We start from the raw sequence: 23611 nt of genomic DNA, 5'->3' as shown, positions 1-23611 counted from the left end.
AAATTATGACAATAAAAGACACAACAGTAACTAAGGCAACAATAGCTGAATGTATAAACCAGGAAATTGGATTATCGAAAGAAGACTCTATTGCAATAATAGATGATATATTGGATGAGATAAAAACGAGCTTAGCAAAGGATGGAATAGTAAAAATATCTTCATTTGGAACATTTTTGGTTAAAAACAAGAAAGAAAGACCAGGAAATATACCAAAGACATCGGAAAGGGTAGTAATTCAAGCAAGAAAATCCATTTCTTTTAGACCTTCAAAAATGACAAAGAGATTAATAAATAATCGATGAATAAGGAAAAATTATTTTACACAATTGGAGAAGTAGCTGAAGAACTACATTTGGAGCAGCATGTTTTAAGATTTTGGGAAAGTCAATTCCATCAAATTAAACCCATAAAACGGAAGGGAAGAAGACTATATGATCATAAGTGTATAGAGGCAATAAAGAAAATAAAATATATGCTATATGACAAAGGATATACAATAAAAGGAGTACAAAAGGAATTTGGTAACGATGTAAGAATTGATCATTATTCAAGAAATTTGTTGCAAGAACTTACCGATTTAAGAGACTATTTGACTGATAAAATAAATGAAGAAAGTAATAAATAGACGAAAAACACTATAAAGTTTTGTGAAAGTTGATATATCTAGAGATAAGTGTATGTGTCGTATAGCCTTGTTCTTTATATTATCAGCAATACTGATAAGCTGTGGCCTGCAAAAACCTGCACCTGTACTACTTAAAGGCGAAGAATTTTATGGAAAAAGAGACCTAGAGTACACAAGGGAGTATCATTTGATTAAAGAAAATGTTGATTCTTCGCTGCAAAAAGAAAGTAGAAAAGCCTTCGTAGATAAGGTATATAACAATAATGCACAAAGCATGTGTAAATTTGTAATACCGGTTAAAGGTGTAGTTACTTCTTCTGATAAGATATGTCAAGATGGCATAAAAATTACTGCTCAAAGTGGAACAAAGGTTATTGCTTCTGCGCCTGGCAAAGTGATATACGTAGGCAAAGGCCTGAGGTGGTACGGAAATTTAATTATAGTGGAACACAAAGATAATTACATGACTATGTACTCCTATTTAAAAAACATACAAGTTGAAATTGGTGATAAAGTGAAACAAGGCCAGGTTATTGGATCTGCAGGTAAATCAAGCACGCAAGATAAAGATCCGCAGATGTGTTTCACAATACGTCATAATGGTCAAGCGGTCGATCCTTTAGTACATATAAACTGTGATTGAATTTATGAAATATGATTTTAAAAACGTTGAAAAATTCTACCAAAATAAGTGGAATTTTTCTGTAAGCAAAGATAGTAAACAGAAGAAATGTTACGTGTTGGAGATGTTTCCATATCCATCTGGTAAGATTCACATGGGGCATCTGCGCAATTATGCAATAGGGGATGTAATAGCACGTTACAAGAGAGCTCGTGGATTTGAGGTTTTGCACCCAATTGGCTGGGATGCGTTTGGATTACCAGCTGAAAATGCAGCAAGAGACAACAAGATTAACCCTGCGGCGTGGACAAAAGAGAATATAGACAATATGCGTGCACAGCTAAAATCTATAGGTCTTTCCTATAATTGGAATCGCGAGCTTTCCACATGTGATCCCGATTATTACAAACACGAACAGAAATTTTTTCTGGATTTTTTAAAGCATGGGCTTGCCTATCGAAAAGAGTCGTGGGTTAATTGGGATCCAGTAGATCAAACAGTGCTTGCAAATGAGCAAGTGATTGATGGAAAAGGATGGCGATCAGGTGCAGTTGTTGAAAAACGTAAGTTATCTCAGTGGTTTTTAAAGATTACTGATTTTGCTGAAGATTTGCTTCATTGTCTGCAAAGTTTAAAAAACTGGCCAGAAAAAGTCAAAACTATGCAAGAGCGCTGGATAGGAAAATCTGAAGGGGCAACTATAGAGTTTGAAATAGTTGGCTTGAATAAGAAATTAAAGGTTTTTACAGTTTGTCCTCATGCTTTATTTGGAGCTTCTTTTCTTGCAATAGCAGCAGAGCATCCTATTGTGCGAAATCTTAAGGACGAAGACATACAAGGCTTTATCGACAGTGTGAAGGCAAAGGGAGAGAATGATGAAAAAATCGGGATTTACACAAGATTAAATGTCAAACATCCATTTCTTGATAAAGAGTTGCCACTGTACGTAGCGAATTTTGTGTTGATGGAGTATGGAGAAGGTGCGATTTTTGGTTGCCCTGCACATGATCAGCGTGATTTTGAATTTGCGCAGAAGTATGGTTTACCGATTATTCCTGTAGTTTGTGAAGAGAGCACAGAGATCTTAAAAGAACCGTACTTCGGTGATGGAGTGATGTTCAACTCTGAATTCTTAAACGGACTAATGATTAATGAGGCAAAGGAAGTAATTATTAAAAAGCTTGAAGAAAAAGGAATAGGTAAGAAAACAATAAACTATCGTCTACACGATTGGGGAATTTCAAGGCAACGTTATTGGGGATGTCCTATACCTATTATACATTGTAAAGATTGTGGAATTGTTCCAGTTCCAGAAAAAGACCTCCCTGTTGTTCTACCAACGGATGTAGAATTTACAAGTGGTGGTAATCCCCTGGATAAGCACCCAACTTGGAAATTTGTTGATTGTCCAAAGTGCGGAAAGCAAGCAGAACGTGAAACTGATACATTTGACACTTTTTTTGAATCTTCTTGGTATTTTGCTGCATTTTGCAGTGAAAATAAATCGATTAATAAAGATGCTTGTAATCGTTTTATGCCTGTTGATTATTATATAGGTGGAATAGAACATGCAATTCTACATTTGCTTTACTCAAGGTTTTTCTGCCGTGCTTTAACTAGATGTGGCTATTTTGATGTTAAAGAGCCTTTCTCTACTTTAATCACTCAAGGAATGGTCTGTCATGTAACTTATAAAGATGAGAATGGCAAATGGCTCTTTCCCGAAGAAGCAAAAGAGTTGGTTGCGAAGGGTGCTAAGATCCAAGTTGGAAAAGTCGAAAAGATGAGTAAGTCAAAGAAGAATACAGTTGACCCAAACTTTATCATAGAGAAGTACGGTGCTGATACTGCTCGCTTGTTTGTATTGTCTGACACTCCTCCAGAAAAAGATATGGAATGGTCAGATGATGGCGTAGAAGGCTGTTCTCGCTATATAAATAAATTGTGGCGTATGGTAATTCAGCTAAGGCCCGTAAACATACACTATGATAATGAAGGAGTTACAGGCAAACTTCTAGAATATAGAAAAAAAATCCATAAACTCTTACGCGGACTTACAGATGACTTGGAAAACTGCAGATTAAACTGTGTGGTAGCGAAATTCCGTGAAATGACAAATTTAATAGCTGAAATAGACGTAAAAACTGGAAAATCTCTTATTGATGAAGGTATATGCATACTAATCAGAGTAATTGAGCCATTCATGCCACACCTGGCTGAAAATTTATGGCAAAAAATAGGAGGCGAAGGCATGCTATATATGCAACCTTGGCCAAAAGCTGATGAATCACTACTAATTAATAATATGGTGACTGTAGCAGTGCAGATCAATGGAAAGTTACGTGCGACCATTGAAGTGGCAACTGATTTACCTCAAGAAGAATTAAAGAAAATAGCAATAGACTCTATATCTAATAAAGTTGGTCAAAGCGAAATTCGCGCCGTATATGCTGTACCAAATAGGATAGTAAATATAGTTATATAAAAATTTTGAGTAGCATGTTCCTAATTTCATAGGTATACTTTTTTTAATATGTAGTTATATCTTTTTTAATATAAAGGATATATACTTGTGCATTATATATTTTTTTGTATGGGTAGTTATATGAAAATAAAGGGATTATGCGTTTTAGCTGTGTTGCTCACTTCATCTCTAGCAGGTGCAGGAGATCCTATAGGTGAGTTGAAAGATAAATATTATGCAGGTTTAAACTTTGGTGCTGGTTGGGGTGGTGGCTTTAAAATGAAACCTGGCGTTGTTTTTGGTTACCATCATGACGAAAACTCTGAATTTGAACTTGAGGTTCTCAGTAATGTTAAGTCATTAAAGAGCATAGGAGCTAGCTTATTGGCAAACTATCGCTTTTATCCTGGGCTTAATATTGATCCCGTTAGGTTATATGCTAGTGTAGGTTTAGGTGGTTATCTCCAAGTAGTACCTTTCGGCTTTGGTGTTAGTGATACAGCTGATGAAGGTGAAGGTGAAGGTGAAGTTCAAAAAGATGACAAAGAGGGCGATATAGGTCCAGGTGAAGCACCACAAAAAGTTCCACAATTTGCTGAGGACATTATTTCCGAGGATGGAACTGATACAGCTACTGATTCATCTTTAGTAGATAAAATACTGAGTTCTATTTCCTATAAAGTAAAGTTAGGTGTTGATTATGAAATTACTCCGCAGATAATTGGTACAGCTGGTATGACCACGGGTGGGCAACTAAATAGTTTTAAACCACCATTACAAATACCGGACGCGATGCTAGAAGTAGGAATACGTTATAATTTTTAATGCTGGATAACATTGCGTACATGTTTAATGGTTAGGTGTAACCACAAGCAATGCTCAAAACTTGCTGCTAGTATGTTTGAACACTTATTTCAGTCTGTTTTAAGGAAGTAATGTGTATGAATTATATGAGAGCGATGAAAGTGCTCGCTGTATTGGTTGCTTTAGCAAGTACGGCTGGTAATGGTGCAAGTGAGTTAGAAGACCAGTACAAAGATCAGTATGAAGATCAACACAAAGATCATTGTGAAGATCAATACGAAGATCGATATGAAGACCAGTACGAAGATCAGTACTATGTAGGTTATGTCGGTTTAAACTTTGGGACTCGATGGGGTGAAAGCTTTAAATTGAAACCTAGCGTTGTTTTTGGTTATCACCATAATCAAAATTCTAAGTTTGAACTTGAGGTTCTTGCTGACATAAGTGATATAACTGATAAAGAAAAAGGAAAGTAGTAGCTAGTTTATTGGCAAATTACCTTTACTATCCTGATCTTGAAATTGATCCCGTTAGGCTATATGCCAGTGTAGGTTTAGGTGGGTATCCCCAAATAATCCCTTTTGGCTTTGGCGTTAATGATACAGCTAATGACAATGGAGCTGAAGCACCACAAAAAGTTCCACAATTTGCTGATGAATCTAATAACGATGATGGAGCTGATACAACTGCTGATTCATCTTTAGTAGATAAAATACTGAGTTCTATTTCCTATAAAGTAAAGTTAGGTGTTGATTGTGAAATTATTCCGCAGATAGTTGGCACAGTTGCTATTGCTGCAAGTGGTCAATTAAGTGGCTTTAAACCACCGATGAAAAAACCAGACACAATCATAGAAGTAGGTATACGTTATAATTTTTAAGCTATGAACACTTTGAATCCTTATACACAGTTGTATGCTCGGTGCTATATATGTGCTATTTGCAAGGGTACTCTGTTTATGCTAACATTAAGCTAAACCTTAAGCAATAAAATCAGAAGGATCAACTTCCCGCTGTAAGCAAGCAGCAACTACAGTGTTTATCATAAGAAATGCTATTGTCATCGGGCCAACTCCACCAGGCACTGGAGTAATAGCTTTGATTTTTTCTTTTACTCTCTCAAAGTCAACATCACCCACAAGCTTACTTTGATTTCCTATGTTAATGCTATTTATGCCAACATCAATCACTATTGCACCTTTTTTTATCCAATCTGGTTGAACAAAATTTGGCTTTCCAACTGCTGCAACTACTATATCCGCCTTAGAGCAATAATCAGCTAAATCCCTACTTTGTGAATGCAAAATGGTAACAGTGCAATTTTCTTGCAACAATAGGTGAAACATTGGCTTACCCACAATATTTGATCTGCCAATGATTACCGCATTTTTACCGGACAGATTATTTTCAACTGACTTAATTAAATGCAAAGAACCTTTGGGAGTACAAGGTATCAGACAATTTTTTTCACCCTTAACTAACCTGCCAACATTCTCATCATGAAAGCCATCTACATCTTTTTCAACACTTACTGTATTAATTATTCTGCTTGCACTGATGTGCTTTGGTAAAGGTAACTGAACTAAAATTCCATGCACAGATGGATCTTCATTTAATGTATTGACTTTTTTAATCAATTCATCTTCTGAGATACTATCAGGCAAAACAATAGTTTCAGAACTTATGCCTATTGATTCTGCTTTTCTTTGTTTATTACGAACGTAGACCTGACTTGCTGGATTGCTACCCACAAGAATTACTTTAAGACAAGGAAAAACATTATACTCTTTCTTTAAAATATCAATTTTTTTTGATAGCTCCTCACAGAGATCATTTGCTATTTTTTTACCGTTAATAATAATTGACATTTCCTTGCCACTCCTTGAAGTCAGGTAATGCGATATCAAATAAATTCAATGCTTTACCAACGGAATGATTTACAATATCATCCAAAGATTTTGGTTTAATATAAAAAGCAGGCATCGACGGAGCAATAATTGCTCCCATCTCCGTTAGTTTTAACATATTTCGGAGATGTCCAAGATGTAGTGGAGATTCTCGCACCATAAGAACTAATTTTCTTCTTTCTTTTAGAGTTACATCTGCAGCCCTTGTTAATAGATTGGAAGTCACCCCCGATGCTATTTCAGACATTGTTTTCATAGAACATGGAGCAATAACCATACCTGAGGTTTTAAATGAGCCGCTTGCTATTTTTTCTCCTATTTTTTCTTCAGAATAGTAAAAATCTGCAAGCGATATAATATCTTCAAGTTTTTCTTTAATCTCATGAGCTATAGTTATTTTTCCAGCACTGCTGATCACTAAATGAGCTTCATGATTGGTATTTTTTAGTGCCTCTAGAATCCGTACACCGTAAATAGAACCAGATGCTCCACTTATTCCAATTACAATCCTACTATTCACCTTCGTAATTCATTCCCAATGCACGTTTGTAGGTATCAAGTAATATTTCCTGTTCCTCCCTGTCATCATCATCCATCTTTCTTAGCCTAATAATCTGTTTCATCACTTTTATATCCCAACCTTCATCTGCAGCTTTTGCATATACATCACGAATGTGATCTTGCACATCCCTCTTTTCTTGTTCAAGTTTTTCGATTCTCTCTATATAGCTCTTCAAATCTTCAGCCGTTATTTTTACTGTATCTTCCATAGAACCCAACTAATTAATTGCTACTACAGTATTATCAGTTTTTACTTGTACTTCAATCATAGTAATAATATTTTTATCTTTTTTTAAAATCTTAAAGTAAAAACCGTACATGGAAAACTCTTCATTTTCTTCAGGAATGCGCTCTATCTCGTTTACAATCATACCTGCTAGAGTTGTAGCTTCTTCATCGGGAAGATCCCAATGTAACTGTCTATTAATATCCCTAATAGTAGATTTTCCTTCTATGTGATACATATTATCGGATATCTTTTTTATAAAATTCTCTGTGATCAAATCATGTTCATCTGAAATTTCTCCAACTATTTCTTCCAGTATATCCTCAAGAGTTACGATTCCCTGTAGTGCTCCATACTCATCAATAACAAATGCAAGGTGTTTCCTGTTTTTACGGAAGTTGTGAAGTTGTACACTGAGTGGCGTACTTTCTGGTATAAACCAAGGCTTTGACATAACTTTGGCAATCTCTATTTTATTATCCTTTTCACGCAAGGCATTTATTAGATTTTTCACGTGAACCACTCCAACAATATTATCTGGTTCTTTTTGCCATAAAGGTACTCTGCTATGGCTACTGGTTAAAATCTCTCTTATTAACTCTTCTTTGTTTCGATCTATATCAAGAGAAAATAAGTTTCTCCTGTGGGTCATAATTTGTGATATTTCTGTCTCAGCCAAATCAAGTATACTATTTAGCATATCTAAATCCTGTTGTAACATAGTGCCCTCACTGCGGTGAAGAGTAATCATATTACGCATTGCATCTGCTGCAGATATTACCTCCCTATTCTTATGAAGCCCACATAACTTCAGAATGATATTGACAATAAACTGAATGCCTAATGTCAATGGAGAAAGAACCTTGACAAAAAACAGCATAAAATAAGCAGAAAGTAATGTAAATTTTTCAGGATTTTGCATGGCGTAAGTTTTTGGTAAAACTTCACAAAATAGCAAAATACAAAACGTCATCATAAATGTTGCAAGAAGTATGCCCTCGCTCCCAAAAGAATTTATAAATATTGCTGTAAATAAAGCAGAGCAAGTAATGTTAATAATTGTGTTGCATACTAATATTGTTCCTATTGTTAATTCTTTTTTACCTAACAAAAGCTCTATTATCTTGGCTCTTTTGTTACCTTCTAGCTTTAGTTTATTCACTCGGGATCGGCTAATTGAGGTTAACCCCATTTCTGCTCCTGAGAACAAAAACGATAAAATCAATAAGAAAAAAATTGCTGACAATACTGAAATCAATAACCAATTCATTAAAGTATGATGTTATTGCGATATAGAAACAAAGTTGATTTTATATGTTGTAAGAAGCATTTGCAAGTCTATATATCTTTAATATAAAAAAATAAATCATGAAATATATCACACACTGCATTCACATGCATATTCTCAACAACAAGTGGAGGAGTTATTCTTATTACCCTATTATTTAAAATTTTAGTCATTATTAAGCCTTTGTCAAGAGATTGTTTAACAATTTTATCAGCCAAAGGTACTCTAAGCTCTATCCCTATCAATAAACCCTCCCCACGAACTTCTGAAACGATCTTCGGAAATTCTTCAGTCAAAGGCAACAACTTTTCTTTTAGATATTTACTGACCTTCTTAACGTGGTCAAAAAAGCCTTCCTTTAGCATTACATCGAGTACTGCATTACCAACAGTCATAGCAAGTGGATTACCTCCATAAGTTGACCCATGAGTTCCTGGAGTGATTGCTTCTGCTATATAATCTTTTACTAAACATGCAGCCAGAGGAAATCCATTACCCATAGCCTTCGCACAAGTGAGCATATCAGGTTCAACTCCTATATTTTGATAGTAAAATAGAGAGCCAATCCGTCCATATCCGCATTGCACTTCATCAAAGCATAAAATTATTCCTTGAGCTTTTGTTATCTCTCTTACTTTTTTAAGATACTCTACATCCAATGGATGTACTCCGCCTTCACTTTGTATGGGCTCTAAAAATATGGCAGCTGTTTCGCTATTGATTTTCTTTTCTAATGCTTCAATGTTATTTCTTGGAATTTTATCAAAACCAGAAAGGAGTGGAGCAAAACCTTCGCGTGATTTTTCATTTCCCCCAGCTGAAATTGCAGCAATACTGCGGCCATGAAAACCTCCTTCAATTGTAATGATGTGACTGCGCTTTTCTTGTCCATTTAAGTAGAAATAGCGGCGAATAAATTTAATTGCAGCTTCTGTTGCTTCAAGTCCACTTGAGCAGAAAAAAACTTTATCGGCAAAGGTAAGTTCTGTTAACCGCTGAGCAAGCCTTTCCTGCTGGGGAATAGTAAAAATATTAGAGCAGTGCCATAATGAATCCAGTTGCTCCTTCAGTTTATCTGTAATGTATGGATGACAATGCCCTAGAGAGGTTGTAGAAATTCCTGCAGCAAAGTCTAAATATTTTTTACCATCCTTGTCGAAGAGATATACTCCTTCTCCTCTAACTATAGAAGCTTCAGATCTATTATAAGCATTAACAACATGATCCATTTTAAATATTATCTATACTGTGCATGAAAAAGCTTTCCCTTAATATTGCTTCAACTAAAAATTGGGCTAATATTATACAGTTCAACATAAAATTCAGAAATTTAATATGTAAAAAAGTAAAACTACACCAATTCACATTCAGCAAAAAAGAAAGCTATTTCTCTATGAGCATTCTCTAGACTATCAGAACCATGCACTCTATTTTCACTAATATCATTAGCAAAATCACCCCTAATTGTACCTTTATCTGCCTGTTTTGGATCTGTAGCACCCATGATTTGTCTGTATTTACTGACTGCATTTTCACCAATTAAAACTTGAACTATCACAGACCCAGAAGTCATAAATTCCACCAACTCTTCAAAAAAAGGCCTATCCTTATGAATTTCATAAAACAGCTCTGCTTGTTTTTTTGTCAGCAGCATCTTTCTCTGTGCTATAATTTTTAGTCCAGATTTTTCAATGTAAGAATTTATACTGCCTGTAATATTATTTTTTACTGCATCAGGTTTTAATATCGAAAGCGTTCTCTCAATTGCCATATTATTTCCTTATATTAAGATCGTATATTTATAGGTTTATTTTATTATAAACTTTGATTTGATAAAAGCAATTTTTCACTTATAGTTAAGAATAAACCATCAAGAGAGTATTGTATGCATGCTTGTTGTAAAAAAACTAAATCTACTACCAAACAACCGGTTGAAACTGAATCTTCTGCTAAAACATTTGTTAATAATTTAAAATCATCAATTTTTTGTGGAACAAAGGGATTTTTAACTTTTAATTTGGCGTGTTTGAGTTATTTGGAGTATAGCGCATATCGTAATACAAAATTAAAAGAAGGCGCTTTTTTTGCAATAATAAAGAACGTCATTCCATTGCTTGAAATGACAATCATAGTGCCATTTATTTGTCTTGCATTACCTATGATAGGTAGTATAAGTCTTAAGGAGTGTGCACTTACATGCGCTGCATTGATGATTGCAACATGTTTTGTTATAAGAACCTTTCACTTGCGTGAAAAGTTATTGAAAAAAATGACTAATAATGAAAATTATACCGAGAAACAAATAGAGCAGGAATTTAAGAAAGACATTATAAAATTTCCTATCTTTGATAAAAACAGACAGCATATTGAGTATAATTCTCCTAATCCAGGACAACTAATGAATGAAAGTCCTCCCTCTCTCTTTGTTAGGTTTTTACTTTTTCCCCTTACTATTCTTCTGAAGGCCCTACAAAGCTGCATAATGATATCTTTGGCTGCTGTTGAGCTTCTTGAAGCAGTTCCAAGTTTCTGTGTTGATGTGGTTTTTGATAGAAACTTTGTATCTACACAGAGTAACGTGAAGAGATCTGGCCATCTATTGTATGCTAGTGTGAGAAATTTAGTGCCTGTAACTAAACTTGATGAGTGTGTAGCTGATTTTATAGGCAAACCTGAAGCAAGGTGTTGTCAGTGAAGAAGGCAGTAATCTTATTTAACCTAGGCGGGCCTGATTCACTGAGTGCAGTTCGTCTTTTTTTATTTAATCTCTTTTATGATAGAAGAATAGTCAATCTACCCAATCCTTTCCGCTTTCTTTTAGCAAAGTTTATCTCCAAAAGGCGAGAAAATACTGCACAAGAAATATACGAGCACATTGGAGGTAAGTCTCCAATTTTGGAGAATACAAAAGCACAAGCTGATGCTTTAGAACTAAAATTAAATGAAGATGGAAACCATGTGTATAAGATATTCATCTGCATGCGTTATTGGCATCCATTTGCTGATGAAGTTGTTAAAAGCGTAAAGCAATTCGACCCTGACGAAATCATTCTGTTACCACTATATCCACAATATTCAACCACCACAACTCTATCATCCATCGAGAATTGGCAAAAAAATGCCAAAAAACATAGCCTAGAATGTAACACAACAATAATCAATAATTATTATGACAATGAAGACTTTATTGAAGCTTACACCAATCTGACAGCTAAGTACTACAAGTTAGCTAGCAAAATCGGTAAGCCAAGAGTACTGTTTTCAGCTCATAGCTTGCCTCTTAGTATCATTAAAAAAGGCGACCCTTACGCTTCACAGATAGAAAAAACAGTAAAGTTAATAGTAAAAAAATTGAATATTGAAGATCTTGATTGGGGAATATGTTATCAGAGTAAGGTTGGCCCAGTAAAATGGTTGGAGCCTAGCACTGAAAGTGAATTGTCACGCGCAAAAGCCGATGATATACCCGTAGTTTTATCACCTATATCTTTTGTGTCTGAACATTCGGAAACACTGGTTGAACTTGATATAGAGTATAAAGCAATTATCAAAGACGGATATTATTTTCGCGTACCAACTCTCAGTACTGATCTCTTATTTATCAAATGCTTGGCAGATTTATGTTTAGATCATTCTCAAGGTCCTGATTTATAGCACTTTATCTTTTAAGATTTTTATGGTATAACATTAAAAAGTTATTATTTTATTATCTACTTATGCCAAAAGGTAAGCCAAATACATTTATACACAGTATACATGATGCTCACAATCATGATATTAGAAAGATGTATTGTATTGCAGTAGGTTTAACAGGCATATTGTGTAAAATTTCATTGCAATTCTGTTGCGAGTTTATTGATAACAACAGATCCAATATTTGTACTATATTAGATATTGCCAAGTTCATAAAATTACCAACATCAACATTACTCATTCTTCATTCTGGGCTCAAGTTAGCTGGATATAAATCTCAGGACGATAAAGGTGAGCCTAAAAAACCAGCACAGGTTATAGGTAGCTTAGCCTTCTTGGCAAATTGTACAATAGGAATATTGATGCAGACAAAAATCATTCATTTCCTAGCTGGGAACAATAAAGATATAATAAGTTATATTAGCTTAACATCAGCAGTTCTGTTTCTATTTTCAGAATTTATAAGCTATTATTATACATGGAAGAAGTATCTGGATAATAAGAATCCTGAAAAATCTGCTGAATGTAGAAAAGATGTTATTTTCAGCACGATAACCTTGTCATTAGGCTTATTAAGCTTTACATTAAAGAGAATGGAAATTGCAACTATACCGATAGACTTGGGTGGTGGAATAATCTATAACTTCAACTTAAGCATAACAGTTAGCTTAATATTAAGCATAGCATACTTGATATCAAACATCGATAAGTTTGTTAATCAACCTAGTAATGGCACTGATCCTTCTACTGGACTCTATCATGCTCACCATACTCAGCCCGGTAATGATGGTAATGATCTGCCCGATGGCAACGCTGTGGGAATGTAAGGATTAGAGGTGAAAAGATTTTATTTCTACTGCCAATGCTAATACTGCTAATTTGCTAACAATGTTCCAAAGTGGCAGAGTTTTATTTTCTTGGCTGATGTCATAAAATTCACAGTCAGTGGAATTCAAGCTAGAATATGTATCTTTTCTATTATTGCATCGATATAAGTAGCACGCAGGCGTATTCCCTACATAGTATATCAGCGGTTCTGCAGGACTGCACTTAAATACATCGATAGTTGGTACACCTTCTTGTATAATAACACTACTTACTTCTATACCTTCCTTTACCTTTTTCATTTTACTGCGCTTTTTTTTGTTGAGGTTTAACACTTCTTCACCACTTGTCACTGTTATGATACCCATTCCGTATGTGCCATTGCTTGCTTTGATAAAAACGTAAGGTTGTGTTTTTATTTTATATTCCTGATATTTACTTTGTATTAGAGACAATACTTGATCAACTTTAACCGCTATTGCTTTTAGTGATGAATCATCATTAAAATCTACTTCATTACAATTTTCTGTAAGTGCAGAAATGAGCCATGAGTCTATTTTAAACCCGCTACAAAATTCGGACGCTAATTTTTGATAAATTTCAAAATACTTAAATTTCTGTCTACTGTGCCAACCATACAGTGGGCTCGGTATTATCTCTTGTTTTACATTTTTGAGAATATCTGGAATGTGGCTTGTCATATCTCTATTCAGTATAATAACATCGGGTACAAATCCTGAAGTTGTCTTTAACAAAGAATTTTCTTTTACAATAGTCTCATATAATTCTATTAAATTATATGCTTCACTGTGAAAGAGACCAATTTTAGTTTCGAAACCTGCAAGTTGAAGCACCTTTTCTATGGCAAATACATTTTCTATATACATTTTATTTCGTGTGTAATTTTCCGGTATTATAAGGGCTTTCTTATATTGTTTTGTTTCGAAGTAGCTTTTTATCAATTTTGCTGCTGTTACTCTCGATACCTCGCTCAGATTGTTGAAACCTGCAGGAAATAAATTAGCGTCTACTGGAGCAATTTTGTAGCTGGAGTTTCTAAGATCTATAGAGCTATAAAATGGCAATGTAAGGCCGTTAAATTTTGCCTCAAACCAATTATTTATATCTTTTTCCAGATTTGGATGAATTATGTTTTGCATCTACACTTTAAATGTTATAAGAAAAGTACTATATTATAAGTTATAATCTATATAATATAACGAATTAAAATAACAAAAAATGATTAATCATGACAGCAGTAAAATGTATGGTACTACTATACTGTCAATTAGAAGAGACAAAAATGTAGTAGTAATAGGTGATGGGCAAGTCTCGCTAGGCCATACCGTTATAAAATCTGGAGCAAAAAAAGTTAGGCGTCTTTCTGGTGACTCCGTAATTGCCGGTTTTGCTGGAGCAACAGCTGATGCATTTACTCTCTTCGAAAGGCTAGAATCTAAACTTGATAAGCACCCAGGACAGTTAATGAGGGCATGTGTTGAACTTGCAAAAGACTGGAGAATGGATAAATATCTAAGAAAATTAGAAGCTATGATGATCGTGGCAGACAAGTCCATTTCATTGGTCATTACAGGAACGGGTGATGTTCTTGAACCTGAGGATGGCATTGCAGCCATTGGCTCTGGAGGAAATTTTGCTTTATCTGCAGCAAAAGCTTTGATTGACGTTGAAGGAATATCAATAGAGGAGATTGCAAAAAAGGCTATGAAGATAGCTGCCGATATATGTGTTTATACAAACCATAATCTAATTATTGAAAAAATAAAGGAGTAATATGTCAAGAACTTTGTGTACCAATTCTTCTGGTCAACCTGTAGTAGGTCAATTTGATAATAATGATGACTGTAATGAGAAAAATAGCCTCTATGAAAATGAAGGTACAGGAAGTAGCAGCATTCAAAGCTCACAAGCTTTATTAGATGATCTACCACCACAGAAGATAGTTAAAGAATTAGACAGATTTATAATCGGGCAGAATGATGCAAAGCGCGCTGTTGCTATTGCACTCAGAAATCGTTGGCGTCGAAATAAAGTCCCACTTCCACTACGTGAAGAGATTATACCTAAGAATATACTCATGATAGGCCATACGGGAGTTGGTAAAACTGAAATAGCTCGCCGTTTAGCAAAGCTTGCTGGTGCACCTTTTATAAAAGTTGAAGCAACGAAATTTACTGAAATAGGATATGTTGGACGTGATGTTGACTCGATAATACGTGATTTAGTTGACGCAGCAATAGTTTTAGTTAAGGAAAAAGCACGTAAAGCCTTAACTAAAAAAGCTTTAGGTTTGGCTGAAAAGATAATAGTCAACTCCATGGTTGGTGAAGATGCAACCGAGGAAAGCAAAAAAGTTTTCAGAGAAAGACTGAGAAATAAGGAATTTGAAGATGGAGAAGTTTCTATTAACGTCAGGGAGAGCAAGGGTATGCTACCCACTTTTGATATACCTGGTATGCCAGGTGGGCAAATTGGTGTGATGAACGTAACAGAAATCGTGGGCAAGATGTTTAATGGGAGCAAAAAAACAAAAACTATTACAGTTAAAGTGAAAGAAGCACGTGAAATATTGATTAATGAAGAAAGCGAAAGGTTAATGGATGAAGACAAGATAATTAAAGAAGCGATTGATCTTGTTAGCAATGAAGGCATAGTGTTTTTAGATGAAATAGATAAAATTGCAGCACGTACAGAAATAAAAGGTGAAGTCAACAGAGAAGGAGTGCAGCGCGATCTGTTACCATTACTTGAGGGAACAACTGTTTCAACTAAGTATGGCCCCGTAAAAACAGACTATATATTATTTATTGCATCTGGTGCTTTTCATTTATCTAAGCCATCTGATCTTTTACCAGAATTACAGGGTAGATTGCCAATTAGAGTGGAACTTAAGGCGCTTACTCAAGAGGATCTAATAAAAATATTAAAGGAACCAGAATCTAGTTTGTTAAAACAGTATATAGCGTTAATGAAAACGGAAAATGTAACACTTGAGTTTACTGATGATGGTATAGAGACTATAGCTGAAATAGCATTTACAGTTAATAGAGAAGTGGAAAATATAGGTGCAAGAAGACTTCATACTGTCATGGAGAAGCTTTTGGATGAAATAAGTTTTATCGCTTCTAAAAAAAATAGTGAAAAATTTGTTATAGATAGCAAATATGTAAGAGATAAACTAGAGTCAATTTCAAAGCAGCTTGATTTATCTAAATTTATACTTTAGAGGAAGCCTACTTTAAGTAATATAGAGCATTCAAGAGGTTTTATTTTTTCTTACTTCGTAATTCTTTAAGCTATTTTTCAATAGTAGAATTCAAGCTTAAATCAATTATTGCAATATCAAAATCTATGTCTTTTGTTAATACATCAGTTAAAAGGTCAGGTGGAGAAAGAACTGTTCTTTTATTACCAGCTCTCATTCCCACAACTCCAAGCTCTATAGCAAGTGGTATTTTTTTGTCACCAACCTTAAACTGCACTATTTGATCTTTGATTATATACTCACCATTATGTCTCTTTATGCTATATTGAACTGATATCTCATCGCCACATTTTACTCGTTTTCCAGTTTTGTTAATTAAATCATTAAAAATCATCAGGTTATTTACTGAATCGGGATATTTATCTTTTACTTCAATCAGTTTGATGTAATAAGAGTTAAAACTCATTTTGTTGTCATCAGCAGCAATAGTAACTACACGCTCTCCGCCTTCTTTCATACCTATTACCCCTAAATTCACTTCTTTTAAGTAATCCTGACCTATTTTCAAATTGACATCAGTCGGAAGTAGCGTTGCTAGGTTGTTGGAGACTTTGTACATTTGTAGCAGAACTTCTTGGCCACAGAAAACTTTACTGCCACTGCCTTCAGTAATTTCATAAAAGTTTATCATCTCTTCTTCTTTTTGCTGTGTTATTTCTTCTAAGTATTCTGCTAACCCATGCTTTTCAATATAACGATCAAGAGCTGATTCAAGTATCGGCCTGACCAAATAACTTGCTATCATCTGTGTCAAACCACCATGTGTAGCATTTATTTCGTAAAGCTTTTCCCTTTTCTCTGGTTTATCTTTGTTTATATAAACAATCGTAATTATAAAAGCAGAAGCTAAAGTGAGAATCATTACTACAGAGATAAACATTTGTAATATAATTTTTCTAACCATCCTTCTTTACTTGATTCAATAAATCATATAAGTCATTAGTATTCCCTGAAAGCGTACTTAAATTATCTGAGGCCTGTTTAAAGAGACTATCTATATAGTTTTCCATTTCATTTTTTCCAAGCATGGACATTAAATTGTTTGTTTTATCTTGCTCATAATCTTCGATATCATCTTTGGCTTGAAAAATAAGCCCTAGATTTATTCCATAGTTATATAATGCTTCCCGCTCCTTGTCTGTAGCGCCTCCTATTATAGCCCCTATTTCACATGAAGCTGCAAATAGTTTTGCAGTTTTCATCAAATGAATTTCTTTTATTTTGTCAAAATCTGCACCTATATCTAAAATCTGCCCTCCCACCATTCCCTTCATTCCTGTTGCTTGAGAGAGCACTTTTATGATCTCACAATTTAACACAGATAATATCTCAAAAGCCAGGGTAAGTAATGCATCTCCGGCCAGTACTGCTGTTGCTTCACCAAATTTTTTGTGGCAGCTTGGCTGGCCTCTGCGGGTATCACTGTTATCCATACATGGCAGATCATCGTGAATTAGGGAGTAAGCATGAATAAATTCAATTGCTGCTGCTGTTGTTATTGCTTTTTCAACCTTTATGTTGAATATCGACGAAGATGCTATAACTAAAAAAGAACGTATATGTTTTGCAGGAGCAAGAAGCACATAACGCATAGCTGATATAAGTTTATTCTCACTATTTTCAGGTAAGAGCTTATTCACTTCTACAACAAGCAAATTTTTTGTTGTTTCGTCTAGCATTTTTAAATCTATTAACTATCGAGTGCTATGAGATAGGAAGTTTTTAATAGTTTATATAATCATAAAAGCTATTGCAAACATCAAAATTTCTTATAACATCAGAGAATAGGTTATTTTTTAGTAAGAAATGAACGAATTGGCAAAAAGCACTAGGGAAGATATAGAAGAAAAAGTAAAGAAGATTATACTAGAGCACATCAGTAAGGATGTAGAGGGATTTGGTAGTTCTTCAAAGCTTTCAGACCATGGCACAGATAGTTTAGATGCAGTTGAAATAATCATGGCAGCTGAAGAAGAATTTGGTATAGAGATTCCTGATGAAGATGCGCAAAAAATGGAAACTATGGAACAGATAGTTGAATATGTAGTAAACAAAGCAAACAATTGATGTTGAATGAGCAGAAGAGTAGTAGTTACCGGTGTTGGCTTAATTACTCCACTAGCAGCAGATGTTAATAACACCTGGTCAAAGCTGAAAGAAGGTAAATCTGGCATCAAAGCAATCAATACAGATAGGTTCGACTCTTCTGATCTTGCTTGTCAGGTTGCAGGGCAGGTGCCTGTGCAATCCGATAACATTGAGCATTATTTTAATCCACCAGATTATATTTTTGAAAAAGACCTAAAAAGAACAGATCGTTTTATTCACTACGGAATTGCAGCAGCTGTTCAGGCAGTAGAAGATTCACTAATTTTGGAAAATAAAAATATTAATAAAGAGCGAATAGGTGTAGCTATTGGTTCTGGTATAGGTGGTCTTCCATCAATTCAGGAAAATGTAATTACCATGCAGGAGAAGGGGCCTAGACGTGTTAGCCCATTTTTTGTTCCTGCAAGTCTAATAAATTTGATATCTGGTCATATTTCTATTAAATACGAATTTATAGGTCCAAATGACTCAGCGGTAACTGCATGTGCAACAGGTGCGCATGCGATTATAAACTCAGCAAGAGCTATAAAACTCGGTGAAGCTGACATTATGATTGCAGGCGGAGCAGAAAGTGCGTTATGCAGAGTTGGAATTGCAGGTTTTGCATCGATGAAGGCGCTATCAACTAAATTCAATGATAAGCCTGAAGAGGCCTCAAGGCCATGGGACGAAGAACGCGATGGATTTGTCATGGGCGAAGGGGCAGGTATATTAGTTCTGGAAGAATATGAACACGCAAAAAAAAGGGAAGCAAAAATATATGCAGAACTCACTGGATATGGACTCACAGGAGATGCGCACCACATCACAGCACCACATCCAGAAGGAAGAGGCGCACTTAAGGCAATGGAACTTGCTTTAAGGAGTGCACAAGTAAGCCCAAGTCAAATTGGGTATATCAATGCACATGGAACTTCAACAACACTTGGGGATAAAGTTGAAGTAATAGCAATGAAGCAGTTATTCGGTGACTATGCCTATAAAATACCTGTTTCCTCGACTAAATCTTCTATAGGACATTTACTTGGTGCCGCAGGAAGTGTTGAAGCAATATTTAGTATCCTTGCATTAAACAATGGAATTGTTCCACCAACTTTAAACCTACACAAACCTTCAGAAGGGTGTGATTTAAATTTTGTACCACTTAAAGCTCAAGAGCATAAAATTCAATATGCGCTTTCTAATTCATTTGGTTTTGGTGGTACCAACGCGTCTCTCATCTTTGGAAAGGTGTAGTTAATTATGCTATTTTGAATCGACTACGAAAATGTTATTCGAGTAGCTGAAACTGGAGTCCAGTTAAATTGGTCAGCATAAAAGTAATGTTGAAATATAACATTTTGATGATGATGAAGAAATGGATCCCAGTGTCAGCTACTCGAATGACAGAAGAAGAAAAAGCAAAATTTTGTCTTTTACCGCTAACCTATTATACTTACTTGATAAGTTCTATCGCTTGATTAAATGCATAAAATATTAGTAAGAAGTAACCATAAGCCCTTAATTGGAAAAATCAAGATTAATGGTTCAAAGAATGCCGTCTTGCCAATAATGGCGGCAAGCTTGTTTAGTAATTCTTCAATAACTTTGCATAACGTACCTGATTTAATTGATGTGAATTTGATGTCTGAGCTGCTTAAGAGTCTTGGTGCAGAAGTAAATTTTATATGCAATAAAGACTATAAAGCAAATCACACTTTGGAAATTGACTGTAGCAATATCAATAACTATTTAATATCACATGAAATTGCAAGCAGACTGCGAGCATCTTTTTTAATGCTAGGTCCAATGCTCAGCAGATTTGGTAGAGTTTCAACAGTATTTCCTGGTGGATGTAATATTGGAAAACGTCCTGTTGACATTCATATTAAGGCACTTGAAGCAATGGGAGCTAAAATTGAAATTGATAGCTGTAATATAACTGCAACAACAAAGGGGAAATTGCAAGGCAAAGAAATAACATTTGAAAAAGTGAGTGTTGGTGCAACAGAAAATATAATAATGGCAGCAACACTTGCAGGGGGAGTAACAATAATAAACAATGCTGCAATTGAGCCGGAAGTTCTTGATTTAATAGAATTTCTGAAGAGTATGGGTGCCAATATTGAAGTTAATAATACAAAAATCACAATAGAAGGTGTTGAAGCATTAAATGGGTGTGAGCATAAAATAATACCAGATCGCATAGAGGCCGGTACTTATGCTCTGGCTGCTGTCATTACCGGCGGCGAGCTAAAGTTAGAAGGAGTAAATTTGTCTGATATGGAATGTATTGCAAATGAATTGAAGACTATAGGAGCCGGAGTTGAGTTATGTGACGATGGTATGATTATTTCTAGAAAAAATGGCTCTATTAAATCTATTCACGTTACAACAAATCCATACCCCGACTTTCCCAGCGATATGCAACCACAACTAATGTCTGCTATGTGCATTGCAGATGGAATATCAATCATTGAAGAGAATGTTTTTGAAAGTAGATTTGCACATGCGAATGAGTTAAGAAAATTAGGTGCTAATATCAGCATCGAAAAAAGTAAAGCTACTATAAGTGGAACAAAGAGTCTATCTGGAGCTAATCTGCATGCTAATGACCTAAGATCAACCGCAGCTTTAATTCTTGCTTCTTTGGTGGCTAAAGGAGAAACTATAATAAATAACTCACATCATTTATGGAGAGGCTATGAAGCAATGGACGAAAAACTCAATTCGTGTGGAGCCGATATTTCCTTGAGGACATGTTATGAATAAGCGAACTACAGTAAAAGAGATAGATGAAATTCTATACGAAGAACATAAGGTGTTAGATCATGGATTTGTTCGAGTGATTGATTATATGGGCTCTGATAGCGCCATAGTTCAAGCTGCTCGTGTTTCTTATGGAAAAGGAACAAAACAGATAAATCAAGATGAAGCGCTTATAAAGTATTTGATGAGGCATCATCATACAACTCCATTTGAAATGTGTGAAATTAAGTTTCACGTGAAACTTCCAATTTTTATTGCAAGACAGTGGATAAGACACAGAACTGCAAATGTGAATGAATATTCCGGAAGGTATTCGATACTTGATAATGAATTTTATATACCAGAACAGGTTGCAAAACAATCTGATAATAATAAACAAGGCAGCGGTGAAGCTTTTGACTCAAGTACTTCAAAAGAAATAATAGATTCTCTAATAAATGATTCTCATTTAGTATATTCTCATTATGAGAAATTTATTGAACAGGGCCTTGCAAGGGAAATTGCCCGAACTAATCTAACACTTAATTACTATACTCAGTTTTATTGGAAAATAGATTTACATAACCTTTTTCACTTTTTAAGGCTTAGAGCTGATCAGCACGCCCAATATGAAATTAGAGTCTATGCAGAAGTTATGTTGGACATAGTAAAGAAATGGGTCCCGCTGGCCTATAATGCTTTTGTTGAATACTCGCTAAAATCAGCCTGCATTTCAAAAACTGGTCTTGAAATAATTCGCAAGCTAATAAAAGGAGAAAATGTTACGAGAGAAGAAAGTGGCATTGGTAAAAGAGAATGGAATGAGCTGATGTCTATACTTGGTAAATAATCTTGAAGATAAATGTATAGTTGTTATTTACATAGCGTTTGCAGGATAGCTGTACAAAACCCAAACCAGTCACAGCTGTACAAACATTTTGGTAATTTGCATAGTAGATGATGTCATTCCAGTGCTTGACACTGGAATCCAGGAATTTTGATTCTAAATTGGGTATTGGTCTTAAATTAAAATAAACGTTTGTGATGAGATTATATGAACACTGGATCCCAGTGTCGGAGCACTGGGATGACAAGAGAAGGAAACACTGGGATGAGAGGAGATGAAACCACTGGAACATTTATTTTTGAAAGTAAATTACATAGTAGATGGTCAGTACTTGATACTGGAATCTAGTCCTTAAGATCAAGTTATGTCCTTTCACAGACTTGCAGGTGTGAGCAACAATTTATTCATACCTTTATCAACTGATATATCAATTATTCTTGAATTTGTTCTTTCCATTGTTTCATAAAGCTTTTTAGCTTTCTTTAACATTAGTGTTGCATTTCTAAGCGTAATACAAATTTCGCAATAATCTGGAGAATTTTCAACATACATATTATATGAATAATGGTTTACAGCAAGTTCTATTGCCCTACTAACTTCCTCTAATGTAAAATTAGCAGCTCCTGTATTAGGACAAAAGCCAACCGCTCCTTTACTAGGGTCAAAAAATATGTATTTATCACTCTCTGCTTTATACAACAACATAGAATGTCCAGCATCCTTGAAATCCGCTCCATTATTAGCAAGATAAAAAGAATTAAATTCCAAGTAGCATCCTATCTCCACATCATTTAAGACACGTTTGATTTGTTCTTGGTCAGTATCTATCCATACTTTTGTTGAAGATAAACCATCACACCATTGCTCATGCATTTTCTCATCAAAATAAAATAGAGCTCCTTCTCGCCTTTTAATACTCTGAACATCAATAATAGGTAAGAATTGCGATAAAAACTGCATCATTAATAACTCAATCGTTTGTTCTTTTCTTCCATCAATATAGTCCATAAAATCTTGTTCAGATATAATATTACCAGACTCGAGGAATTGAACAAAATCTTTCCTACTCTCTAATCTTATAAAGGTAATAAAGTAATTTAATGAGTGACATAACCCTTCTTCGGGATCAAAATCTAAAATTTCTTCAAATCTATTTTTTAATTGTGCAATTTTAGATATATTCTCTGACATAAAAGCATTCAAATCAAATTGAATAGCTTGCTCACTTTCAAATAATTTATTATATTGTTCTTCAGCTGATAAATCTGGTGCTTTATATACATATCTATCATTTTCTCTATGTATACCTTCTATATCTTTAATTATACCTTGTTCTACATTTTTACTGATAGCAGTTTTATGCTTTCCTCTGTTGGCAAATTTATTTAAAAACTCCGCAATTTCCTGTTTTGAAAGTGTTTTTTCAACTTCTCCATCTTTAGTTTTAGAAAACACTCTAATTTTAGCGTTTTTCTTGTCAGTATAGACTTTTAATACAATAGATTCAGCAATGCGATTAACATATTTTGGCATATTAATTATTAAGATATTAACTATATATCTTAATAATAGTATAACCCACACCACTTGTCAATTAATATATTAGTAAATTAGTATTATTTATT

General features: G+C 34.7%; 26 protein-coding genes and 1 pseudogene. 17 read left to right on the top strand and 10 right to left on the bottom strand.

The window, feature by feature from the left end; all coding sequences use genetic code 11:
• The first annotated feature begins 5 nt into the window (after nucleotides 1-5).
• From ABWU64_RS00550 to ABWU64_RS00525, 6 genes and pseudogenes are all read left to right on the top strand, one after another.
• Nucleotides 6-305: an integration host factor subunit alpha gene (locus ABWU64_RS00550; RefSeq protein WP_108784330.1), complete on the top strand. Its 300-nt coding sequence runs from the start codon at nucleotides 6-8 to the stop codon at nucleotides 303-305.
• Nucleotides 302-628 carry a MerR family transcriptional regulator gene (locus tag ABWU64_RS00545; protein ID WP_010402982.1) on the top strand — a complete coding sequence of 109 codons (327 nt, stop codon included), beginning with the start codon at nucleotides 302-304 and terminating at the stop codon, nucleotides 626-628. The genes ABWU64_RS00550 and ABWU64_RS00545 overlap by 4 nt, the downstream gene beginning before the upstream one ends.
• A gap of 52 nt (nucleotides 629-680) precedes the next feature.
• Nucleotides 681-1271 carry a murein hydrolase activator EnvC family protein gene (locus ABWU64_RS00540; RefSeq protein ID WP_015587989.1) on the top strand — a complete coding sequence of 197 codons (591 nt, stop codon included), beginning with the start codon at nucleotides 681-683 and terminating at the stop codon, nucleotides 1269-1271.
• A gap of 4 nt (nucleotides 1272-1275) precedes the next feature.
• Complete coding sequence (gene leuS / locus ABWU64_RS00535; protein WP_353279633.1) at nucleotides 1276-3735, top strand: leucine--tRNA ligase; 2460 nt, start codon at nucleotides 1276-1278, stop codon at nucleotides 3733-3735.
• A gap of 120 nt (nucleotides 3736-3855) precedes the next feature.
• Nucleotides 3856-4539, top strand: coding sequence for a hypothetical protein (locus ABWU64_RS00530; protein WP_353279870.1), 684 nt, complete (start codon nucleotides 3856-3858; stop codon nucleotides 4537-4539).
• Nucleotides 4540-4649: 110 nt separating this feature from the next.
• Nucleotides 4650-5398 (top strand): annotated as a pseudogene (locus ABWU64_RS00525) (cell envelope biogenesis protein OmpA).
• A gap of 99 nt (nucleotides 5399-5497) precedes the next feature.
• Here ABWU64_RS00525 and folD read toward each other — a convergent pair.
• From folD to ndk, 6 genes are all read right to left on the bottom strand, one after another.
• Entirely contained in the window at nucleotides 5498-6385 is an 888-nt protein-coding gene (folD, locus tag ABWU64_RS00520; protein WP_353279632.1) for a bifunctional methylenetetrahydrofolate dehydrogenase/methenyltetrahydrofolate cyclohydrolase FolD, read from the bottom strand.
• On the bottom strand, nucleotides 6369-6944 hold the full coding sequence (locus tag ABWU64_RS00515) for a UbiX family flavin prenyltransferase (protein ID WP_353279631.1): 576 nt from the start codon (nucleotides 6942-6944) through the stop codon (nucleotides 6369-6371). Before ABWU64_RS00515 ends, folD begins: the two co-directional genes overlap by 17 nt.
• The gene (locus ABWU64_RS00510) at nucleotides 6937-7194 is read right to left on the bottom strand and encodes a DUF2312 domain-containing protein (RefSeq protein WP_006014634.1); all 258 of its coding nucleotides are present in this window, start codon (nucleotides 7192-7194) and stop codon (nucleotides 6937-6939) included. Before ABWU64_RS00510 ends, ABWU64_RS00515 begins: the two co-directional genes overlap by 8 nt.
• Nucleotides 7195-7203: 9 nt before the next feature.
• Nucleotides 7204-8481 carry an HlyC/CorC family transporter gene (locus tag ABWU64_RS00505; protein WP_353279630.1) on the bottom strand — a complete coding sequence of 426 codons (1278 nt, stop codon included), beginning with the start codon at nucleotides 8479-8481 and terminating at the stop codon, nucleotides 7204-7206.
• A gap of 68 nt (nucleotides 8482-8549) precedes the next feature.
• Nucleotides 8550-9728, bottom strand: a complete 1179-nt coding sequence (locus ABWU64_RS00500) for an aspartate aminotransferase family protein (protein ID WP_341815551.1) — start codon at nucleotides 9726-9728, stop codon at nucleotides 8550-8552.
• Between the two features lie 122 nt (nucleotides 9729-9850).
• A complete protein-coding gene (ndk, locus tag ABWU64_RS00495) occupies nucleotides 9851-10270 on the bottom strand; it encodes a nucleoside-diphosphate kinase (RefSeq protein WP_015587995.1) in 420 nt (139 codons plus the stop codon).
• Nucleotides 10271-10384: 114 nt separating this feature from the next.
• Between ndk and ABWU64_RS00490 the strand changes: the two genes are divergently transcribed.
• The 3 genes from ABWU64_RS00490 (at nucleotide 10385) to ABWU64_RS00480 (ending at nucleotide 13019) form a co-directional block, all read left to right on the top strand.
• Nucleotides 10385-11194 carry a hypothetical protein gene (locus ABWU64_RS00490; RefSeq protein ID WP_353279629.1) on the top strand — a complete coding sequence of 270 codons (810 nt, stop codon included), beginning with the start codon at nucleotides 10385-10387 and terminating at the stop codon, nucleotides 11192-11194.
• Nucleotides 11191-12153 (top strand): ferrochelatase, encoded by a 963-nt coding sequence (gene hemH, locus ABWU64_RS00485; RefSeq protein WP_341815552.1) that lies wholly within the window; start codon nucleotides 11191-11193, stop codon nucleotides 12151-12153. The genes ABWU64_RS00490 and hemH overlap by 4 nt, the downstream gene beginning before the upstream one ends.
• 62 nt (nucleotides 12154-12215) lie before the next feature.
• Complete coding sequence (locus tag ABWU64_RS00480; RefSeq protein WP_015587998.1) at nucleotides 12216-13019, top strand: hypothetical protein; 804 nt, start codon at nucleotides 12216-12218, stop codon at nucleotides 13017-13019.
• 3 nt (nucleotides 13020-13022) lie between these two features.
• Here the strand turns inward: ABWU64_RS00480 and gshA are convergent, their stop codons facing one another.
• Nucleotides 13023-14177: a glutamate--cysteine ligase gene (gshA, locus tag ABWU64_RS00475; protein ID WP_015587999.1), complete on the bottom strand. Its 1155-nt coding sequence runs from the start codon at nucleotides 14175-14177 to the stop codon at nucleotides 13023-13025.
• A 79-nt stretch (nucleotides 14178-14256) separates the two neighbouring features.
• On the opposite strand from gshA, the gene hslV reads away from it, so the two are divergent.
• Both hslV and hslU read left to right on the top strand, forming a co-directional pair.
• Nucleotides 14257-14811, top strand: a complete 555-nt coding sequence (hslV, locus tag ABWU64_RS00470) for an ATP-dependent protease subunit HslV (protein WP_015588000.1) — start codon at nucleotides 14257-14259, stop codon at nucleotides 14809-14811.
• Nucleotide 14812: 1 nt separating this feature from the next.
• Nucleotides 14813-16264, top strand: coding sequence for an ATP-dependent protease ATPase subunit HslU (gene hslU / locus ABWU64_RS00465; RefSeq protein ID WP_353279628.1), 1452 nt, complete (start codon nucleotides 14813-14815; stop codon nucleotides 16262-16264).
• A 70-nt stretch (nucleotides 16265-16334) separates the two neighbouring features.
• Here the strand turns inward: hslU and ABWU64_RS00460 are convergent, their stop codons facing one another.
• Both ABWU64_RS00460 and ABWU64_RS00455 read right to left on the bottom strand, forming a co-directional pair.
• A complete protein-coding gene (locus tag ABWU64_RS00460; RefSeq protein ID WP_353279627.1) occupies nucleotides 16335-17207 on the bottom strand; it encodes an FKBP-type peptidyl-prolyl cis-trans isomerase in 873 nt (290 codons plus the stop codon).
• On the bottom strand, nucleotides 17200-17982 hold the full coding sequence (locus ABWU64_RS00455) for a polyprenyl synthetase family protein (RefSeq protein ID WP_353279626.1): 783 nt from the start codon (nucleotides 17980-17982) through the stop codon (nucleotides 17200-17202). Before ABWU64_RS00455 ends, ABWU64_RS00460 begins: the two co-directional genes overlap by 8 nt.
• Nucleotides 17983-18109: 127 nt before the next feature.
• Here ABWU64_RS00455 and acpP point away from each other — a divergent pair, with 127 nt between their 5' ends.
• From acpP to ABWU64_RS00425, 6 genes are all read left to right on the top strand, one after another.
• Nucleotides 18110-18370 carry an acyl carrier protein gene (gene acpP / locus ABWU64_RS00450; RefSeq protein WP_015588004.1) on the top strand — a complete coding sequence of 87 codons (261 nt, stop codon included), beginning with the start codon at nucleotides 18110-18112 and terminating at the stop codon, nucleotides 18368-18370.
• 6 nt (nucleotides 18371-18376) lie between these two features.
• Complete coding sequence (fabF, locus tag ABWU64_RS00445) at nucleotides 18377-19648, top strand: beta-ketoacyl-ACP synthase II (RefSeq protein WP_015588005.1); 1272 nt, start codon at nucleotides 18377-18379, stop codon at nucleotides 19646-19648.
• A gap of 86 nt (nucleotides 19649-19734) precedes the next feature.
• Entirely contained in the window at nucleotides 19735-19872 is a 138-nt protein-coding gene (locus tag ABWU64_RS00440) for a hypothetical protein (RefSeq protein WP_158307661.1), read from the top strand.
• Between the two features lie 4 nt (nucleotides 19873-19876).
• Nucleotides 19877-21163 carry a UDP-N-acetylglucosamine 1-carboxyvinyltransferase gene (gene murA / locus ABWU64_RS00435; RefSeq protein WP_353279625.1) on the top strand — a complete coding sequence of 429 codons (1287 nt, stop codon included), beginning with the start codon at nucleotides 19877-19879 and terminating at the stop codon, nucleotides 21161-21163.
• On the top strand, nucleotides 21156-21989 hold the full coding sequence (gene thyX, locus ABWU64_RS00430) for an FAD-dependent thymidylate synthase (protein WP_341815556.1): 834 nt from the start codon (nucleotides 21156-21158) through the stop codon (nucleotides 21987-21989). Before murA ends, thyX begins: the two co-directional genes overlap by 8 nt.
• A 204-nt stretch (nucleotides 21990-22193) precedes the next feature.
• A complete protein-coding gene (locus tag ABWU64_RS00425) occupies nucleotides 22194-22334 on the top strand; it encodes a hypothetical protein (protein ID WP_353279624.1) in 141 nt (46 codons plus the stop codon).
• Nucleotides 22335-22358: 24 nt separating this feature from the next.
• On the opposite strand, the gene ABWU64_RS00420 is transcribed toward ABWU64_RS00425, so the two are convergent.
• Nucleotides 22359-23519: a hypothetical protein gene (locus ABWU64_RS00420; protein WP_353279622.1), complete on the bottom strand. Its 1161-nt coding sequence runs from the start codon at nucleotides 23517-23519 to the stop codon at nucleotides 22359-22361.
• Nucleotides 23520-23611 lie beyond the last annotated feature (92 nt).

This window comes from Wolbachia endosymbiont (group B) of Xanthorhoe designata (assembly GCF_964028585.1).
Lineage (GTDB): Bacteria > Pseudomonadota > Alphaproteobacteria > Rickettsiales > Anaplasmataceae > Wolbachia.
The sequence above is the reverse complement of the archived record's forward strand: the minus strand, read 5'-3'. Positions and strand labels throughout refer to the sequence as shown.

What these genes read in the sequence shown, in the direction of transcription:
- ABWU64_RS00550 (WP_108784330.1), top strand. Translation starts at nt 6, where the DNA reads ATGACAATAAAAGACACAACAGTAACTAAGGCAACAATAGCTGAATGT.
- ABWU64_RS00545 (WP_010402982.1), top strand. Translation starts at nt 302, where the DNA reads ATGAATAAGGAAAAATTATTTTACACAATTGGAGAAGTAGCTGAAGAA.
- ABWU64_RS00540 (WP_015587989.1), top strand. Translation starts at nt 681, where the DNA reads ATGTGTCGTATAGCCTTGTTCTTTATATTATCAGCAATACTGATAAGC.
- leuS (WP_353279633.1), top strand. Translation starts at nt 1,276, where the DNA reads ATGAAATATGATTTTAAAAACGTTGAAAAATTCTACCAAAATAAGTGG.
- ABWU64_RS00530 (WP_353279870.1), top strand. Translation starts at nt 3,856, where the DNA reads ATGAAAATAAAGGGATTATGCGTTTTAGCTGTGTTGCTCACTTCATCT.
- folD (WP_353279632.1), bottom strand. Translation starts at nt 6,385, where the DNA reads ATGTCAATTATTATTAACGGTAAAAAAATAGCAAATGATCTCTGTGAG.
- ABWU64_RS00510 (WP_006014634.1), bottom strand. Translation starts at nt 7,194, where the DNA reads ATGGAAGATACAGTAAAAATAACGGCTGAAGATTTGAAGAGCTATATA.
- ABWU64_RS00505 (WP_353279630.1), bottom strand. Translation starts at nt 8,481, where the DNA reads ATGAATTGGTTATTGATTTCAGTATTGTCAGCAATTTTTTTCTTATTG.
- ABWU64_RS00500 (WP_341815551.1), bottom strand. Translation starts at nt 9,728, where the DNA reads ATGGATCATGTTGTTAATGCTTATAATAGATCTGAAGCTTCTATAGTT.
- ndk (WP_015587995.1), bottom strand. Translation starts at nt 10,270, where the DNA reads ATGGCAATTGAGAGAACGCTTTCGATATTAAAACCTGATGCAGTAAAA.
- ABWU64_RS00490 (WP_353279629.1), top strand. Translation starts at nt 10,385, where the DNA reads ATGCATGCTTGTTGTAAAAAAACTAAATCTACTACCAAACAACCGGTT.
- ABWU64_RS00480 (WP_015587998.1), top strand. Translation starts at nt 12,216, where the DNA reads ATGCCAAAAGGTAAGCCAAATACATTTATACACAGTATACATGATGCT.
- gshA (WP_015587999.1), bottom strand. Translation starts at nt 14,177, where the DNA reads ATGCAAAACATAATTCATCCAAATCTGGAAAAAGATATAAATAATTGG.
- hslV (WP_015588000.1), top strand. Translation starts at nt 14,257, where the DNA reads ATGATTAATCATGACAGCAGTAAAATGTATGGTACTACTATACTGTCA.
- hslU (WP_353279628.1), top strand. Translation starts at nt 14,813, where the DNA reads ATGTCAAGAACTTTGTGTACCAATTCTTCTGGTCAACCTGTAGTAGGT.
- ABWU64_RS00460 (WP_353279627.1), bottom strand. Translation starts at nt 17,207, where the DNA reads ATGGTTAGAAAAATTATATTACAAATGTTTATCTCTGTAGTAATGATT.
- ABWU64_RS00455 (WP_353279626.1), bottom strand. Translation starts at nt 17,982, where the DNA reads ATGCTAGACGAAACAACAAAAAATTTGCTTGTTGTAGAAGTGAATAAG.
- acpP (WP_015588004.1), top strand. Translation starts at nt 18,110, where the DNA reads ATGAACGAATTGGCAAAAAGCACTAGGGAAGATATAGAAGAAAAAGTA.
- fabF (WP_015588005.1), top strand. Translation starts at nt 18,377, where the DNA reads ATGAGCAGAAGAGTAGTAGTTACCGGTGTTGGCTTAATTACTCCACTA.
- ABWU64_RS00440 (WP_158307661.1), top strand. Translation starts at nt 19,735, where the DNA reads ATGTTGAAATATAACATTTTGATGATGATGAAGAAATGGATCCCAGTG.
- murA (WP_353279625.1), top strand. Translation starts at nt 19,877, where the DNA reads ATGCATAAAATATTAGTAAGAAGTAACCATAAGCCCTTAATTGGAAAA.
- thyX (WP_341815556.1), top strand. Translation starts at nt 21,156, where the DNA reads ATGAATAAGCGAACTACAGTAAAAGAGATAGATGAAATTCTATACGAA.
- ABWU64_RS00425 (WP_353279624.1), top strand. Translation starts at nt 22,194, where the DNA reads ATGAACACTGGATCCCAGTGTCGGAGCACTGGGATGACAAGAGAAGGA.
- ABWU64_RS00420 (WP_353279622.1), bottom strand. Translation starts at nt 23,519, where the DNA reads ATGCCAAAATATGTTAATCGCATTGCTGAATCTATTGTATTAAAAGTC.